This is a genomic window from Paenibacillus sp. GM2, assembly GCF_900069005.2.
In the GTDB taxonomy this organism is placed as follows: domain Bacteria; phylum Bacillota; class Bacilli; order Paenibacillales; family Paenibacillaceae; genus Fontibacillus.
In genome coordinates, this window is sequence record NZ_LN831277.1 from 342,961 (window position 1) to 360,025 (window position 17,065).

The 17,065-nt window shown below is 49.5% G+C and carries 14 protein-coding genes and 1 riboswitch; of the genes, 12 read left to right on the forward strand and 2 right to left on the reverse strand.

Annotation, left to right across the window (positions count from 1 at the left end; all coding sequences use genetic code 11):
* Positions 1 to 113 precede the first annotated feature (113 nt).
* A riboswitch (cyclic di-GMP riboswitch) is annotated at positions 114 to 205 on the forward strand.
* A gap of 112 nt (positions 206 to 317) precedes the next feature.
* From BN1360_RS05075 to BN1360_RS05130, 12 genes are all read left to right on the forward strand, one after another.
* Entirely contained in the window at positions 318 to 1,676 is a 1,359-nt protein-coding gene (locus tag BN1360_RS05075) for a glycosyl hydrolase family 28-related protein (protein ID WP_195714224.1), read from the forward strand.
* A gap of 245 nt (positions 1,677 to 1,921) precedes the next feature.
* Entirely contained in the window at positions 1,922 to 2,557 is a 636-nt protein-coding gene (locus tag BN1360_RS05080) for a YveK family protein (protein WP_195714225.1), read from the forward strand.
* 45 nt (positions 2,558 to 2,602) lie between these two features.
* Positions 2,603 to 3,610 carry a Gfo/Idh/MocA family protein gene (locus tag BN1360_RS05085; RefSeq protein ID WP_068778811.1) on the forward strand — a complete coding sequence of 336 codons (1,008 nt, stop codon included), beginning with the start codon at positions 2,603 to 2,605 and terminating at the stop codon, positions 3,608 to 3,610.
* 17 nt (positions 3,611 to 3,627) lie between these two features.
* Positions 3,628 to 4,965, forward strand: coding sequence for a nucleotide sugar dehydrogenase (locus BN1360_RS05090; RefSeq protein ID WP_068778812.1), 1,338 nt, complete (start codon positions 3,628 to 3,630; stop codon positions 4,963 to 4,965).
* 218 nt (positions 4,966 to 5,183) lie between these two features.
* Positions 5,184 to 5,774 (forward strand): acyltransferase, encoded by a 591-nt coding sequence (locus BN1360_RS05095; protein ID WP_324254239.1) that lies wholly within the window; start codon positions 5,184 to 5,186, stop codon positions 5,772 to 5,774.
* A 7-nt stretch (positions 5,775 to 5,781) separates the two neighbouring features.
* Positions 5,782 to 6,909: a DegT/DnrJ/EryC1/StrS family aminotransferase gene (locus BN1360_RS05100; RefSeq protein ID WP_068778813.1), complete on the forward strand. Its 1,128-nt coding sequence runs from the start codon at positions 5,782 to 5,784 to the stop codon at positions 6,907 to 6,909.
* A gap of 10 nt (positions 6,910 to 6,919) precedes the next feature.
* Positions 6,920 to 8,233 (forward strand): lipopolysaccharide biosynthesis protein, encoded by a 1,314-nt coding sequence (locus BN1360_RS05105; RefSeq protein WP_068778814.1) that lies wholly within the window; start codon positions 6,920 to 6,922, stop codon positions 8,231 to 8,233.
* A 7-nt stretch (positions 8,234 to 8,240) separates the two neighbouring features.
* Complete coding sequence (locus tag BN1360_RS05110) at positions 8,241 to 9,626, forward strand: polysaccharide deacetylase family protein (protein WP_068778815.1); 1,386 nt, start codon at positions 8,241 to 8,243, stop codon at positions 9,624 to 9,626.
* Between the two features lie 60 nt (positions 9,627 to 9,686).
* Positions 9,687 to 10,772 (forward strand): glycosyltransferase, encoded by a 1,086-nt coding sequence (locus BN1360_RS05115; RefSeq protein WP_068778816.1) that lies wholly within the window; start codon positions 9,687 to 9,689, stop codon positions 10,770 to 10,772.
* Entirely contained in the window at positions 10,769 to 12,046 is a 1,278-nt protein-coding gene (locus BN1360_RS05120) for an O-antigen ligase family protein (RefSeq protein WP_068778817.1), read from the forward strand. Before BN1360_RS05115 ends, BN1360_RS05120 begins: the two co-directional genes overlap by 4 nt.
* Positions 12,012 to 13,130: a glycosyltransferase gene (locus BN1360_RS05125; protein ID WP_069188285.1), complete on the forward strand. Its 1,119-nt coding sequence runs from the start codon at positions 12,012 to 12,014 to the stop codon at positions 13,128 to 13,130. Before BN1360_RS05120 ends, BN1360_RS05125 begins: the two co-directional genes overlap by 35 nt.
* 3 nt (positions 13,131 to 13,133) lie before the next feature.
* On the forward strand, positions 13,134 to 14,552 hold the full coding sequence (locus BN1360_RS05130) for a sugar transferase (protein WP_068778818.1): 1,419 nt from the start codon (positions 13,134 to 13,136) through the stop codon (positions 14,550 to 14,552).
* 11 nt (positions 14,553 to 14,563) lie between these two features.
* Here BN1360_RS05130 and BN1360_RS05135 read toward each other — a convergent pair whose 3' ends face one another.
* Positions 14,564 to 15,931, reverse strand: coding sequence for a right-handed parallel beta-helix repeat-containing protein (locus tag BN1360_RS05135; RefSeq protein ID WP_068778819.1), 1,368 nt, complete (start codon positions 15,929 to 15,931; stop codon positions 14,564 to 14,566).
* Positions 15,932 to 15,934: 3 nt separating this feature from the next.
* Positions 15,935 to 16,945 (reverse strand): LCP family protein, encoded by a 1,011-nt coding sequence (locus BN1360_RS05140; RefSeq protein WP_068778820.1) that lies wholly within the window; start codon positions 16,943 to 16,945, stop codon positions 15,935 to 15,937.
* Positions 16,946 to 17,065 lie beyond the last annotated feature (120 nt).

Genomic DNA, 17,065 nt, shown 5'->3' on the forward strand with positions numbered 1-17,065 from the left:
ATAGAGTAATCTTGTCAAAATAAAGGCTAATTTCGCATCAACTTTAATAGATTGCTGCATATTATGGATACTATAAAACTATGAATCTATGAAACTCCGAATTGAATATGAGAACGACGAAACGGCAAACCGCGTGAAAGCGCGGGACGCAAAGCTATAGGGGCTTCGTGAGACGACAACTCTCACATGCCAGCCAGTTCCCGAAGGTTCTTAGGATATGAGAGTAGGAGGTCCTGAGACAAGGGGCCTTCTATTTTTTTATCCTGGGAGTGATGATGATGATAAACCGTATATTCAAAAACATAGTTTTCATAGCTTTGTTTGTAGTACTTAGCGGCACCATCATGCCCATTCCGGGTCATGCTGTGGCGGTTGCATCAGCAGCTGGAAGCGTGGATTTGAATGTGAAGGATTACGGCGCGGTTGGCGATGGAAGCACGGACGATACGTCCGCAGTACAGGAGGCGCTGGATGCGGCTGCAGGCCGCGGGGGCCGCGTGTATTTTCCGGCTGGAACGTATAAGGTGAACCCGCAGAAGACGCTGATTGTTGAAGGGAATACGACGATGATCGGCGATGGAGCCAGCTCTGTCATTCAAGCCAGCAATCGCAGCTTCGGCTGGGAGATGATGAGGGCTGCGGGAAGTCACATTACGATCAGCGACCTTACACTGGACGGCAATAAAGCGGTGAATCGCGTGCTTGTTATTAGCGGCGGAAGCAGCGATGTGAAGATCCAGAAGAGTATTGTCTCGAACGCTACGCACAGCAACGACCCGACCAGTGACTATTACACTGGCGTTGTGTCGGGAATCATCGTGTACGGGAATACCAATCAGATAGAGATTGATTCTACAGAAGTAAAGAATATCACTGCAGTTAATCTGACGGCTGGAAGTTTGATTTCAAGAGGAATCTACGTGACGACGACTTGGGGCTCCAAGGAGAAGGCGGCGGCGAACGTTGCCATCAAGAACTCTTATATTCATCATATTGGACCTGCGGATGACGGAGATGGTATTTATTACGAAGATCCGAATGTGGACAGCAAGCAAGGCACGAATACGAAGAGTGTGATTGCCGGCAATACATTTGATCATAATGCCAAACGGGCCATTAAGATCTATGCGCAAGGGATCACCGTTGAGAATAACCGAATTACAAATTCGTATCTGAACAACAACTATTACCAAGGCAAGGACAGCGGCAAGCGAGCTCCTGATATGTACTCGGGTATTAGTGTATACGGCTCTGACAATACGATCCGGAACAATACGATCGGTGGCGAAGGGAGCTATTATGCGGCGATTGAGGTTAGTTCATCGCAGACCGTCAGCAATGTTACCGTTCGCGGCAACAAGATCAAGATGGGCTCAAAGAGTGCGGTAGAAGGCACGACAGCGATTCGGGTTGGCAACGCGAAGCAATTCGAGATCACCCTCAATACGATTGAGAATGCCGAGAAGGGGATATGGACTTGGCAAAATGCGGAGAGGGGCTCGATCGAAGGCAACGTGATTCAGACGACAAAGGGTGGAATCGACTTGTCCACTTACTTGGAGAACTGCGTCCAGAAGGATATCGTCGTTAAGGACAATACGGTGAAGAGTAAGTCTTTCAACATCTTGCTAGCAAAGTCAAATGTGAATGTAGAGGTATCCACCGATAATTTCTAAGCATTTTCTATAATAAATATAGATGAGAACCTTCTGGGCAGTCAGGCTGTCCGGAAGGTTTTTTGCTTTAATCCAGATTTCTTCGAAGGAAGGGATATTATATATATGCAAAAATAAAATAGAATGTTAGGAAAAAAAAGGTACCAAGATTTTTGTTTTATGTTAATATAAAGGTGTCAAATGGGTGACTTTTTTCCTAGTCGACACAGTTCTTCTTTATTTGTCATATTAATCCACAGTTTGGGGTGAAACACCGCTTGGATCTTAGTTATTTATTCAAATCCGTAAGGAAACATATGATTGCCTTCTTGATTACGCTTCTAATTTGTGTGGGAGGCGTTTTTTTGTTGAATGCAATTGTAAAGCCTCAATATCAAGCCACCGCCAGTCTGGTAGCAACTTTGGCTTCAGCGGAATCGGGGACCTATAACGACTTCTTGGCCAGCCAGGCCTTGACGAAGACTTATGAAGATGCGATCCAAAGCCGTTATATCGCCAATGAAGCGAAGAAGAAATTGAATACGAAGGAGACGGCATATGAGCTTTTGGAGCGGGTTAAGGTCAGAACGGACCCGGGCACTTTGGTTATTATCCTATATGCCAAGCATGATCATCCCCAGGAAGCCGTAGATATTGCAAACAGCTTTGCGGATGCCTTTATAGAAAAATCTACTAATATCGTGCCTAATGCGAATGTGATTGTACTGGATTATGCCAACATGGAGGAAGCATCGATTCCGGTAAGTCCACGCAAGATGCTGAACCTGGCGATTGGCGCCTTTATAGGCTTCTTCGCCGGATTGGTGATTGTGTTATATCTGGAACGGAAGAGGGGATCTCGCAGACGCATGCTGCGTCCTATAAATACAGAATCTATGTAATGTTAAGTATGGATAGTCCAGTTGAAGCGAGGTGGAGGAACAAGAATGATCCATTTTGCCATTGTAGGCTGTGGTCATATTGCTGGCAAGCATATCGAGGCCATTCATCGGACAGAGAATGCCGTATTGGCAGGGTTATGCGATACGAATGAGGCGAGACTTACCCAACTGGCATCCATTTGGCAGGCTCCTGTTTTTACATCGCTGTCGGAGATGCTGGAGCAGCTGCCCCATCTGGATGTGGTCTGCATTTGTACCCCTAGCGGGCTGCATGCAGACCTGGCGATTGAGGCCGCTGCTGCGGGGAAGCATCTCGTTATTGAGAAGCCGCTGGCGCTCACGCTTGAGGACACGGATCGAATCATGGCTGCGGTTGCCAAATATGGTGTCAAAGCAACGGTAGTACATCCGAACCGCTATCGCCCGGCGATACAGCATTTAAAGGCTGCGCTTGAACATGAAGCGTTCGGCAAGCTCAGTCATATCAGTGCCGCAGTGCGCTGGAATCGCAACCAGGCTTACTATGACCAGGCACCCTGGCGCGGTACCAGGGCAATGGATGGCGGCGTGTTAATGAATCAGGCTATTCATAGTCTGGATCTGCTCCTCTGGTTATTCGGGCCGGTTTCCGAGACGAAGGCATTTGCAGATACCCGGTTAAGGAATATTGAAGCGGAGGATACGGCCGTAGCCGTGCTTAAGTTTGATAGTGGTGTATTAGGAACGGTGGAAGCATGCACGACCGTGTATGAGCAAAATCTTGAGGAGACATTGACGGTATTTGGTGAGCATGGCTATGCCATTATCGGGGGAAGAACAGCCAATTGGATCAAGGATTGGAAGTGCGCCTCCATGACGGAAGATGACATTAGACAACGGATGGATGAAGTCGAGCAGAGCCCGTTCGGCATCCCCGGGCATCAATGCATTATCCATGACATGGTTCAGGCGTTGTTGGAAGATCGTGAACCGGCCATCTCGCTGCAGGACGGGAGAAGCGCCGTTAAGCTTGTTGTCGATATCGCTAACCAAGGGATGCAGGTGAGAAGTTAAACGGATGGAGGAACTGTATGAACGATAGAGCAATCAGGACTCGGGAGCATAGTGCGGAGCTGCTGGAGAAGCTGGGGAATCAGACAGCCGTGATCGGTGTGATTGGCCTCGGTTATGTGGGGCTGCCGCTGGCTGTTGAGAAAGCCAAAGCCGGTTATCGTGTGATTGGCTTCGATGTTCAGGAACAGAAGGTTGCCATGGTGAACAGCGGGTTCAATTATATCGGTGATGTCATTGATGAGGATTTAAGGACTATGGTTGACGCGGGCCAATTGCAAGCAACGGATGATTACTCCTTTCTGTCCAAGGTGGATACCGTAGCGATATGTGTACCTACTCCTCTCGATATATATCAGCAGCCGGATACGAGTTATGTGGAGAATTCCACGCGAGAGATTGCTAAATACCTGCATCCCGGGATGTTGGTAGTGCTTGAGAGTACGACATATCCTGGTACCACAGAAGAGCTGGTTAAGCCTATTCTCGAATCGACAGGGCTCGTGTGTGGAGAGGACTTCTTTCTGGCTTATTCACCAGAGCGGATTGATCCCGGCAATCAGTCCTTCAATACGAAAAATACGCCGAAGGTAGTCGGGGGGGTAACGGAAGCCTGCTCGAAGGTGGCGATGGAGCTGTACCGTCATGTACTGGACGGTGAGGTGCATGCGGTATCCAGTCCGGCTGTCGCCGAAATGGAGAAAATATATGAAAATACGTTCCGTCATATCAATATCGCCCTTGCGAATGAGATGGCGGTATTGTGCAACCGAATGGGGATTAATGTATGGGAAGTCATCGATGCGGCTAAGACCAAGCCCTATGGATTTATGGCCTTCTATCCAGGACCCGGTCTGGGCGGGCACTGTATTCCGATCGATCCTTTCTATCTGACTTGGAAAGCGAGGGAATTCAATTACCACACTCGCTTAATCGAACTTGCTGGCGAGATTAACAATGCGATGCCAGAGTTTGTTGTGCAGAAGATTGCCGAGATTCTGAATCGGAACAAGAAGCCAATTAACGGCTCTACGGTTTATATCCTGGGCGTGGCTTATAAGAAAGACATCGATGATTATCGGGAGTCTCCAGTGCTGAAGATGATTGAACTCTTGCAGGAGCGGGGCGCGGCTGTATGGGTCAGTGATCCGCATATTAGCTCCTTCAAATACCGAGGGCGCAGCTATGAGACGGTGGAGCTTACGGAGGCTCGTCTGAAGGAATCCGATATTACTGTTATTGCCACAGATCACACTCGCTTTGATTATGAATTGATCGGACGCACCAGCGAGAGCTTGTTCGATACACGTAATGTGATGAGCGCCTACACCAAGCCAACCAACTACCACCTGCTTTGAAAGAAAAATGAAACGAGATTCAAGAAGGCCGGTTTTCAGCACCGAGAAGGTTGGATGAAGCTAGGGCATGGGAGCGCAGCGTATGTAGAGGGTACGTGAGCACCGGAGGGCCCGGGGAATTCAAGGTTCGATGCCAAGTCATTTCTTGAATAGCTTCGTAATCTAAAATGGACTTTTTGAATTTCCTCTCTAAAAATTTGGAGCCAGGAGATCACTCTATGACTATGAACGAATATTGGGCGCACCCATCGGCGATTGTTGATGAAGGAGCCAGCATCGGAGAAGGCACGAAGGTCTGGCACTTCTCGCATATTTGTACCAAGGCAAGCATCGGATCTTCTTGCAGCCTCGGTCAGAACGTGTATGTAGCCCCCCATGTTGTGATCGGGAATGGCGTTAAAATTCAGAACAATGTCTCGGTATATGAAGGGGTTGTACTGGAGGATTATGTGTTCTGCGGTCCAAGTATGGTATTCACTAATGTGCGCACACCACGCTCTGCTTTTCCTAGAAATACAAGTGAGGATTATCGCGCCACAATTGTAAAATATGGAGCCTCGATCGGTGCCAATGCCACCGTAATCTGCGGTACGACAATCGGCGAATGGGCACTTGTTGCCGCGGGGGCGGTTGTGAACAAGGATGTTCCTCCGCATGCCATGGTAGCAGGAGTTCCAGCCAGACAGATCGGCTGGGTCTGCCAATGCGGAATTAGCCTTGCTTTTCGCAATCAGCGGGCGATATGCCCGGAATGTGGTCGGAAGTATGAAGTGATAGAAGACACAGTACGTATAGCGAAGGAAGTGTGAGAAGAAGATGGATCGTAGAGAGATAGCCGTTCCAGGCAAGATTCCTGTATTGGATCTTAGCTGCGAGGTTCAGGCGTTGAAGCCGCAAATAATGAGTGCAATTGAGAGTGTCCTTGATCGCGGAGTGTTTATTATGGGCCAGAATGTCAAGGATTTCGAGCGTGAAGTCGCCGAGTATCTGGGGATGAATGATGCCGTAGCCCTGAATTCCGGTACGGATGCCCTGGTCATCGCCTTGCTGGCATGCGGAATAGGAGCGGGAGATGAGGTGATTACAACTCCGTTCACCTTTTTTGCGACTGCGGAGGCGATTAGCCGGATCGGTGCCATTCCTGTGTTCGTAGATATCGATCCGAATACGTACAATATGGACACGAATTTGCTTCAAGCCGCTCTGACTGAGAAGACCAAGGCGATTATTCCTGTGCACCTGTTCGGCCAATCCGCCGATATGGACCCGATTATGGAGCTGGCAAGGCTGCATCATTTGAAGGTTATTGAGGATGTTGCCCAAGCGTTCGGGGGCGAATATAAAGGCCGCAAAGTCGGAACGATCGGCGATATGGGCTGCTACTCCTTTTTCCCATCCAAGAATCTTGGCGCATACGGGGACGGAGGGCTCGTCGCAACAAATGATCCTGATCTGGCAGAACAAGCTGTGATGCTTCGCGCACATGGCTCCAAGAAGAAGTATTATAACGAGATGATTGGCTTCAACTCCCGGCTCGATGAGATTCAGGCCGCTATTCTTAGAGTGAAGCTGCCGTATATCGACGAATGGAATGAAGGCCGCCGTCAGGCAGCGGCGCGCTACAGACGGCTGCTTGGCGAGTGCGAAGGCATCGTTTTGCCTGTGGAAGAGCAGTATAGCCGTCACGTCTACCACCAATATACGATCCGTGTTCGGAACGGCAAGCGCGACGAATTGCAGGCCAAGCTGCTTGAAGAAGGAATCAGCACGATGATCTATTATCCGCTGCCAGTCCATCGATTGCCTGTCTATCAATCTATGAATGTCAGCATGCCTGTTGCGGAACGAATCTCTGGCGAAGTCTTGTCTTTGCCGATTTGGCCGCAAATTGAGGAAGCAACCCAGCGGTTTGTCGCTAAGACTATCAGGGCGTCACTTCAATAATCGAGGGGTTATGTGGAAATATCTCAAAAAAATATCTCTGGACAGTTTTTTTCGGAATGTCGTCGTCTTAGCTAGCGGTACCATGGTGAGTCAAGTCATTATCTTGATTGCATTGCCGTTCATTACCCGCCTCTATAGTCCCACTGAATACGGCGTGTATTCTATGTACACTTCCATCATCTCCATCATGCTCATGCTTGTATCCTTCTCCTATGAAAATGCGATTACCCTGCCTGAAGAGGACAAAATGGCCAGCAGCCTGTTAAGTCTATCCCTGCGAATTTGTATAGTTGTCAGCATTCTGGGCGGAGTCGGCGTCTATTTCCTGGCCCATCCGCTATCCGTATGGACAAATGAAGCGGATATTAAGCAATATTTCCCCTTTTTTATTGTCAGCTTGTTCTTCGCCGGCTTCTATCAAATTCTGAATACCTGGTCTGTCCGCAAAAAATATTTCAGGCAGATCTCACGAACCAAATACACCCAGAGCATTACACTCGTCTCTTCACAGCTGGCATTGGCCCGCTTGCTGCCGGGTCCTTCCGGACTCATCATCGGCGATGTGCTCGGCCGTCTTGGCGGACTTATTCCGCAGTGGAGACTTTGGCGCAGGGATGTGAAGCAGCAGCAAATAGAAGTGAACTGGGAAAATCTTAAGGAGAGCGCCTATCGGTATCGCCGCTTCCCTCAGTTATCACTGGCCTCAAATATGCTGAATAGTCTGGGAATCTATTTGCCTACGATTCTGTTGGCTGCTTTCTATGGACCACAGGTCGCCGGGTGGTTTGCGCTCAGTCAGCGGATTCTCGGTTCACCGATGACGCTGATTACCTCATCGGTAATGAACGTCTATTTATCGGAGTCATCCGAGTATATGCTGCGGGCCAGACATAAGCTGTACCCTTTGTTTATCAAGACAGTACGCAATATTTTTCTAATTGGATTATTGATTATATTAATTATGGTTGTGCTGCTGCCATCCATGTTCTCTACGCTATTCGGGAGCGAATGGGCAAGTGCCGGGAATTATGTCAGGTTGCTAGGGATCATGTATTTAAGCCAATTCGTGGCCAATTCCGTCGGCTCAACCATCGATGTGATGGAGCGGCAGGATCTTCACTTATATCGTGAGATCGCTCGTGTAACCATCGTGCTTGGAGCACTGTTGCTGGCCAAATATACGGGGCAGAGCGCTGGAACCGCAATATTAATATACGGCTTGGCTTCTACGCTGGGTTATTTGATTCACTTGGGGTTGTCCTGGACTGCCGTGAAGAAGTATCGCCATCATGCTGCAGAACAGGGAGCGGAACAGGGAGGTTAAGTAAGGGATGCTTAAGATCAGTTGTCCATTATCAAGACCTGCAGAACGGAAATATATTTTCCATGTTCTATTCACAGAGTTTCTGGGGATCAACTATGAAGTTGAGTTCGAACAGCGTAATGAGGTAGAGATTACGCTGCCGGAAGGAAATGAGCACAGATTGGTGCTGGCCGATGTACTGTTCTCAAAGCGTGAAGAGGAATGGCTGAAGCCCGAATCTCTTCCCAATAGGCCGCTCGCCAAGCTGGAAGTGACAGGGCAGGGGAGCCTTCCGATGATTTATGGGCTGAGGGATTCCTCTGTACAGTCCATGTCATTACAGATAGATCCGCCGTCCATTCAGTGCAGCCTGGATCTGTTCGGCAGCTGCTTCTTCATGCTGACAAGATATGAGGAATTGGTCTGCCAGGAACGGGACGGCCATGATCGCTTTCCTTCCGAGCAGTCTTTAGCCTATCAAGAGGGGTTCCTCGACTATCCGATCGTGAACCGATATACCGAACTGTTATGGAGCATGTTGAACTCGCTATGGCCGGGGTTGAAGCGGAAGCGGAGGGAGAGCCGCAAAGTAATTAGCCATGATGTCGACTATCCGTTCTTCACGTTTCGCCGCAGCAACTTCAGCATCGCCAAGGAGAGCCTTGGCGATGCCATTAAGCGGAGACAGCTTGAATCGGCGATGCGTAAGGCGAGAATGATCGGCTCAGGGGTAACGACGCTGGAGCGGGATCCGTTTAACACATTTGACTGGATGATGGAACTTAGTGAACGCGCCGGGATACGCAGCAGCTTCTATTTTATTACGGAGCAGACCGAGGCGGATATTGACGGCAATTACTCGATTAATGATCCCGAGGTCCATTCCCTGATGGTTCGTATCCATGAGCGAGGGCACGAGATAGGTTTGCATCCGAGCTATCGGACATATCTTTCTCCGCAGCAGATTAAGCGGGAGTTCCGGATTTTGTGCCACGAGGCTGAATTAGCCGGAATTCGCCAGGAGCAATGGGGAGGACGTCAGCATTTTCTGAGATGGAAAGCTCCGGATACCTGGCAGGGATGGGAGGAGGCCGGACTGCAGTATGACAGTACGCTCGGCTATTCAGACAGACCGGGGTTCCGCTGTGGAACATGTTATGAATACCCGGTATTCAACCTGCGCACGGGAATGGCGCTGAAGCTCAGAGAGCGGCCTTTGGTCGTGATGGAACTAACTGTGCTGGATGCGATGTGCAGCGGATCAGACGAAGAACAGGCTTTTGCCAAGATCAGCCATTATTATCGGGAATGCGTCAAATACCAGGGGGATTTCACGCTGCTATGGCATAACAGCCGTCTGGTCCGTTCCCTAGACCGCAAAGTATTCAGACGTTGTATTGAAGAACTACAGTAGCATCCTTTACGCCTATGGTGTAGATAAAATCAATGAATTCAATTGTAAGAGGGAGACAGGATGAAGATTGCCTATCTGATTCATTGGAATGAAGGACCGGGCAGCGGCGTGTTCAAGAAGGTGCTAGGCCAGGTTATGGCCTGGTCCAGGCTTGGGCATGATGTAAGCCTGTTTCTGTATACACATCACTGGGAACAGGACTGGAATCAGGAGTTCCAGGACATTCCCCTGCATATACAGCATTATCGTGGAGGATTCGGACGATTATCAGACTTCCGTCGATTAATTGCCGAGGTTAAGCGGTGGAAGCCGGATGTCGTATATCATCGGTTCGATCTGTATTATCCCGGACTGCCATCTTTGTTGAGACGCATACCTTCTATTATAGAAGTGAATACGAATGATTTGATAGAGATGCAGAGTGGAAGCAAACTCAGATATTTGTACCATCGACTGACCCGGGCCGCCGTACTTAGGGCAACATCCGGATATGTGTTCGTAAGCGCTGAGCTGGCTGAGGAAGCGCATTTCCGGAAATACATTCGGGATAAGGTGATTATCGGTAATGGAATCGATCTGTCTAATGTGGCTGTATCTTCGCCAGAAAAGAGAGAGGGTACGAGAATTATCTTCATAGGAACCCATGGCCAATCCTGGCATGGGGTTGATGAGATTGCCCGGCTCGCGTTGGCTCATCCGGATTGGCGGTTCGATCTGGTCGGAATCTATGCTTCTCACCTGGAAGATCCTGCACCCGTTAATATGACCTTCCATGGCAATTTGGTGCGGGCTGAATATGAGCCGCTGATGAACGAGGCGGATGTGGCTGTCGGCACGTTGGCCTTATACCGCAAACGAATGGCTGAGGCTTCTCCGCTTAAAGTAAGAGAATATCTGGCCTATGGCTTGCCCGTCATTATTGGTTATAAGGATACGGATTTCCCGGAGCCGGTTCCTTTTATTCTTGAATTGAAAAATGTGCCGGGGAGCACAAGCCTGGATCAGGAACGAATTGAAGGCTTTATTGAGAAATGGCGCGGAAGCAGGGTAAATCGGAGCCTGATCAAGCATCTGGATACCGCAGAGAAGGAAGCGGAAAGGGTGGACTATATGGAGCGGATCGCGAAAAAGGACGGACCAAAATGAGCTTGCATATAGCATTGCTGTTAGTGTTGGCCGCGATATTCTTCCTCTTCCTGCTGCAATGCATCCTGTATTTCAAGCTGAAGATTGATGCTGCTTATGTGGTCGGCTTCTGTCTTTATTTTGATATGTTCGGATACTTCTATAAGCAGGTGTTCCCCGGGAATGCTCTCTTCCTGTTGCTGGCAATTCCCTTCATGCCTGCAGCCATTGCCTGGTTCAGTCGGGAGAAAGAGGCACATGTGCTGCTTAAGGACCAAGGCGTGTGGCTGTGGGGGCTCTGGTTCTTCTATGGAGTGGCCAGCCTGGTCTGGACTGTACCAGGCTCGGCTGGGCTCAGCAAGCTGGCTATTCTCGCCGTCCATGCCGTTATTCCCGGGCTGTATGCCTATATTATTTACAAGAAATATCGCAGGTTCTCCTGGACTGTGCTTGCGCTATTCGGCCTTGCTTTTGCTTTGGCTCATCTCCTGTTTGGAGAATATTCGGAGATGTATCCGGGCCGGCTGTCGCTGCCGAACAGCAATCCGATCTTTAATGCCCGCATGTCGCTGATCACGATAACTGTCTGTATATGGGGGAAGAGAATTCCGTGGCCCATTCGGGTCGTTGCGATTGCTGCAGCGGGTGCATCGGCATTTGCTACACAATCCCGCGGCCCTATAGCTGCCTTTGTGATCGCTAACGGCTTGGCTGTTGCCTATATTTTATACGGAAAATATAAGCGCGGCGAGCTTCGATATTTACGAAGATATGTTGCCGGAGTGCTATTTGTGTTATGTATTGGCGGTCTAGTGGCGGCTCATTATGCGGATGAGCTTCAGGCTTGGGTGAGTACAAGCAGATTCACCATATTTTTTAATCGTAGTCAGCTGGTGGGTGATGCCAATTATATCGGCCGGCTCGATTTGCAGTCCAAAGCGATGGATCAATGGAGCGCTCATCCCTTTGTGGGTGCAGGCATAGGGAGTGTGACACCTCCGCTGGCTCGCGATTTTCCTCATAATGTAGTGTTGGAGATCGCTTCCGAGCTGGGGATCATCGGGTTTAGCCTTTGGTTCCTGGCGTATGTGTTCTCACTGGTGTCAGCCCGCCATTCGCTTGCCCTGGCTGTATTGCTGCTGCAGACACTGGGAACAGCTCTGCTTAGCGGAGATATGGGCTTTAACTTTGAATATCTGCTGCTCGCTTTGCTGGCTTGTGCAATGGCCCCGGGCAAAGATAAGGAGGTCAGTCAGGATCATGCTCAAAATTATGTTCATACTCACCGGTCTTAATTATGCGGGAGCCGAGAATCAGGTGGTTCAGCTTTGCAGAGAATTCCTGAATAGGGGACACCAGCCTATGATCGTTAGCATGATTAAGCCGGAAGCCTATCTGGATGAGCTCGATAAACTTGGAGTAGAGGTTCGGACGCTTGGCATGACAAAGGGGGTACCCGATCCGCGGGCAGTATTCCGATTACGACGGATTGTACAGCAATTTCGGCCGGATATTGTGCACAGTCATCTGGTTCATGCCAACATATTGGCACGGGTGACCCGTCTATTCATCTCGATGCCGGCACTCATCTGCACCGCCCATAATGTCAATGAAGGGGGTAAAGCCCGCGAGTGGCTCTATCGTGTCACGGATCCGCTCTGTGAGCTGACGACAAATGTGAGCGAAGAGGCCGTCAGACAGTATGTGGCGCGCAAGGTCGTTCCTGCACATAAGATAAGGTTTGTTCCGAACGGAATCACCCTGGACAGCTTCGGCCAGGCACAAGCCAGCGAATCATTGAACAAGGAGCTGGATATCAAACCGGGCCAGTTCGTATGGTTAGCGGTCGGACGGCTTGTTCCAGAGAAGGATTATCCGAATATGCTGGACGCCTTCAAAACCGTACTCGCAAAGCGCCCGGACAGCATATTGCTTATAGCTGGAACAGGAACGGAACGGGTGGCGCTTGAGCAGTATAGCAAGGAGCTGGGGATTGAACGGAATGTAAAGCTCCTTGGGATCCGCAGAGATATCCCCGCTTTGATGAATTTGGCCAATGCTTATGTGATGTCCTCGAGATGGGAGGGCTTCCCTATGGTGTTATTGGAGGCATCTGCTAGCGGTCTTCCAATGGTGGCAACGGATGTAGGCGGCAATCGGGAGGCGGTGCAAGATGGCATCACAGGCTTGCTGGCCCCACCTGGGGACTGCGGCCAGTTAAGCGATCGTATGCTTGCATTAATGTCCTGCCCCTTAGCCGAACTTGAGGAGATGGGGGAACGGGCCAGAAAATATGTGCAAGAACGATTTGACATCGAAGTTATTGTTACGCAGTGGACCAGTATATATGAACAAAAGGGTTTATCTCCGGGGGTATGAACCGTGATTAAGTTGATTCGGTTAAGCGGCTCGAAGGTCGTCGTGTTGATCTTGGATTGCCTATTTATTTATGTCAGCTATTTGCTGGCCTATAATCTGAAATTTCAGGGGGATGTGCCGCAGGAGCAATGGCAGTCCTTCTTCCACTATGCTCCTTGGTTAGGCTTGTTCACAGCCGTTACCTATTATTTCTTCAACCTGTATGATTTTGCCGGAAGACAGAAGCCGACCAAATGGCTGTTTAATTTGATCGTTGCTCATGTGGTCTTCGTCGCTGAGCTGATTGTATTGAACTATTGGGTTAGAACCTTCAGTTTGCCGCGCAGCGTCGTCGTGATCGCCTTTCTGATCCAACTGGTGCTGACATTCAGTCTGAGGCTGATGTTGTTCTTCGTTCAGATTCGCGGCTTTGGCAAGAAGCGAGTGCTGCTCGTTGTCAATGCCGAGCCTTCTTCGATACATACACTGCGTAAGGTGATAACCGGAGGCCAGATATGGTTCCGTATCCAACGGGTGTTCATTGTAGGCCGTGAAGAGAGGGAACTGACCCCTTCCTTCTGGGAGGAAATCGACGTGCTGATGTTTGGTCCAGACATTCCGGATCAGGTGAAGACAGAGCTGATTCAGGCTGCGGGCCAGCGTAATATCGAGGTTTTACTAATTCCTGATTTCTATGAGCTGTATTTAATGAAAGCCGAGATGCAGCAGATTGATGATCTCATGGTCTATTCAATGATGCCGCCAGAGCTGACAATCTGGGAGCGCTTCGCTAAGCGCTGCATCGATCTCGTGATTTCATCGCTGCTGTTATTGATAGCCTCGCCGATCATGCTGCTGATGTGGGTGATCATCCCGATGACGTCGCAAGGCAAGGCGCTGTTCATGCAAGAGCGGGTGGGTCTTCATGGTGAGGAGTTCTGTGTATTTAAGTTCCGCAGCATGGTAGATAATGCGGAGCAGCATACAGGGCCGGTTCTGGCCGGGGCCGGAGACGCCAGAATTACCCGCTTCGGGCAATTTATTCGCGCGACCCGGCTTGATGAGCTTCCGCAATTGATTAATGTGCTGCGCGGTGAGATGAGCCTGGTGGGTCCAAGACCGGAACGGGCCTACTTCGTAGAGCAGTTCAAGCTCGAATTGCCTCATTATACGTATCGTTTAATGGTGAAGCCCGGGCTTACCGGACTGGCTCAGGTCATGGCTAATTATACGACGACACCGTCGGATAAACTGCGGTATGACATGATGTATATTAAGAATTATTCACCGATTCTGGACTTGAAGATTCTGGTTCAGACGATTGGAGTCGTTCTGCGCCGGGATCAGTCCAAGGGATTGGAGACCTCGGAAGCGGCGGCGTCCATGGATGTGGCGCAGTATTTGCAGGACGCCGAGCTTGAGATTGCTGCCGTGGGGGAATAAGGTTGGCGCGGTTAATCGAGATTAGCAAGTGAGAGAATATGGTCCTGATGGGCTTTGATCTTATTATTTTTGACCTGTACCTTCGATTCGGTATAAGGCATCGTAGGAGCGAGGAATAAAATGCCGTATTCCACATTAGAAATTGTATTATTCGATATAATACCGCTCTGGTTCTGACTGATTGGAGAGAAGATTCCCGAACGCATGTTGGATATTGTATTATTGGCGATTTTAAAATTACGGATGCTTCCCAGGCGTATACCGTTGGTGTCCGTAAGATTGGTGTTTGCACCATTGGAAATTTTGTTGTTTTCAATGACAATGTCCGTCAGGCTCCCCATGTCTGCTTCGATTGCCGAATAGTAACTGCCTACACCATCGATCGTATTGTTCATGACCTGTACATGACTGGCATACACCGATATCGCTGCGAACATGTCCTGCGGAATCGGGTCCTGAACCGGGAAGAAGCGGTATGGATTATCTCCGTTATAGGAGTTCGTGATGTGATTATCCTTGACCGTAACGCCAGGGGCAGCAATCTTGATGCCCCGCTTGGCAACATGGTGGATGCGATTTCCCTGAATCAACGAGTCTGAACGGCTGGTTCCCGAAGGAGTCTTGTCGAAGTAGATCGCGTCTGCATCTTCTCGGGGAGTAATGTAGGCGAAAATGTTATTCATAATTTTTACGTTGCGGGCAAAGGGCTGTCCAGGCTCGCTCCACACTAAAATGCCCCGGGCGATCGGATCGCTATGAATTGCGGAGATACCGGTGATCGACGACTGTTGAATTGTAATGCGTTCGGTATTGCCATAGATCAGGATTGCGGAGATCAAGGCATTGTATTGCGGCAGCTTCGGATCATCCGCTTGGGTAATGTTCTGAATAGAGGAATTGGTGATCGTCACATCCTTTGAGCCGGTGTGGATGCCAATTCCTCTTATTAATTTGTGATTCCCATCAATATGAATCCCGTCGATGCGGATATGCTGTCCGGTAATCCAAAAGGCTTCATAACCAAAGGAAGCGGAGGAGGAGAGCTTGGTGAACTTCAGCACGGGCTCGCCCTTACCAATCACATGGACATAGCTCTCAACCCGGAGGGGTTCGTCCAAGTCAATGAGATAGGTTCCTTCGGGGACGAGGACTTTGCCTCCTCCGGGCTTGCCCGCCGCAGTCTCCAATGCGCTTAAGAAGGCTTCGGTATCATTAGCGATTCCATCCCCCTTGGCTCCTGCCTCCTTTACGTTAATCGTAAATAGGGGTGTCTGGTCCGCGGCAAGCGCGCTTCCGGAGGCGGGAATGAGATAACAGAAGGTCATGATAATCAGCAAGACGATAAAAGATTTAGAATTTCGCATTTCATATCCTTTCATTTTTTAGTCCTCCAATAAGTGCTGTGAAGATTCAGCCCATTCCTCCATATCGGGAATCCAATAGTACAGATTCGATTTGACGATCGGATCCATGGCTCTACCGCTATGTCCAGGCAGCTGTACATACTGGAAATTGTCTTCTTTCATGTCTTTGGCCATCCAGGCCAGGCTGATGATATCACTGTCGCTTAAGTTTGTATCGAGAATATCCTCCCTAACCTGGCCGATCAGGGAAGGAAGCTTGGTAATGTTCTGAGGTTTGATGACCGTGCGGACAATTTCCTTTAATACCATGGCTTGATTGGCCTGTCTGCCGGAATCGCCTCCCGGTAGTGATTTGCGCTCACGTACGAGATCCAGCGCCTCAGCACCGCTAAGGTGATTATCCCCGGCTGGGAAGGTTTTGTGGCCATACGTCAACTTAACGGGTTTATCGAGATGGACATCGAGCCCGCCAATGGTATCAATGAAATGTTCAAAGCCTTCGAAATCTGTCTTGATATAGTAGTTGATCGAACAGGAGAAGAGATTACTGACGGCTTGAATCGAAGCAAGTGTGCCGGTATGGGTATCGCCATTCATTTCTCCGAGGATATGGGCGTGGTTAATCTTGGTGTAGCCAACCCCGGGAATATTCACCTGGGTATCGCGAGGAATAGAGATTAGGCTAATCGTATTCTTATCAGGATTTACGTGAGCGAGCATGATGACATCGGTTCGTGACGCCTCATTATCTCTGGCATCGGTTCCGAGAATGAGAATATTGAAGCTGGTCTGTTTGGAATCGGTTGGGGCAGGATTCTGAGGTGAGGGATCCGTCTGCCCCGTCTCGCTCTGGGGTGTTGGGGCGGCCGTCTCCGGCTTGGGTACAGCCAGTACCGGAATAGCGGCATTGCGGAAGTGGGCGGAGGGCTCGAACTTCCAATACATATAGAGTCCTGCTCCCAGAAGTAGAAGCAAGGCCGCGGTTAGATAAATATACATCTTCTTAATTTTCCATTTTCCCAATTTCATGCCGCTAAATAAGCCTCCCTTGGCCGGATAATAAGATGCCGAGCTTAACGGCATGGGTTGCATGGCACATGAGATGCTTATCTAATCTGGATTGTAACTGATGGCGGCCCTATTCGTAAA

Excerpts from the sequence above, each read along its gene's own strand:
- BN1360_RS05085 (WP_068778811.1), top strand. The coding sequence starts at position 2,603 with ATGATCCATTTTGCCATTGTAGGCTGTGGTCATATTGCTGGCAAGCAT.
- BN1360_RS05090 (WP_068778812.1), top strand. The coding sequence starts at position 3,628 with ATGAACGATAGAGCAATCAGGACTCGGGAGCATAGTGCGGAGCTGCTG.
- BN1360_RS05095 (WP_324254239.1), top strand. The coding sequence starts at position 5,184 with ATGACTATGAACGAATATTGGGCGCACCCATCGGCGATTGTTGATGAA.
- BN1360_RS05100 (WP_068778813.1), top strand. The coding sequence starts at position 5,782 with ATGGATCGTAGAGAGATAGCCGTTCCAGGCAAGATTCCTGTATTGGAT.
- BN1360_RS05105 (WP_068778814.1), top strand. The coding sequence starts at position 6,920 with ATGTGGAAATATCTCAAAAAAATATCTCTGGACAGTTTTTTTCGGAAT.
- BN1360_RS05110 (WP_068778815.1), top strand. The coding sequence starts at position 8,241 with ATGCTTAAGATCAGTTGTCCATTATCAAGACCTGCAGAACGGAAATAT.
- BN1360_RS05115 (WP_068778816.1), top strand. The coding sequence starts at position 9,687 with ATGAAGATTGCCTATCTGATTCATTGGAATGAAGGACCGGGCAGCGGC.
- BN1360_RS05120 (WP_068778817.1), top strand. The coding sequence starts at position 10,769 with ATGAGCTTGCATATAGCATTGCTGTTAGTGTTGGCCGCGATATTCTTC.
- BN1360_RS05125 (WP_069188285.1), top strand. The coding sequence starts at position 12,012 with ATGCTCAAAATTATGTTCATACTCACCGGTCTTAATTATGCGGGAGCC.
- BN1360_RS05135 (WP_068778819.1), bottom strand. The coding sequence starts at position 15,931 with ATGAAAGGATATGAAATGCGAAATTCTAAATCTTTTATCGTCTTGCTG.
- BN1360_RS05140 (WP_068778820.1), bottom strand. The coding sequence starts at position 16,945 with ATGAAATTGGGAAAATGGAAAATTAAGAAGATGTATATTTATCTAACC.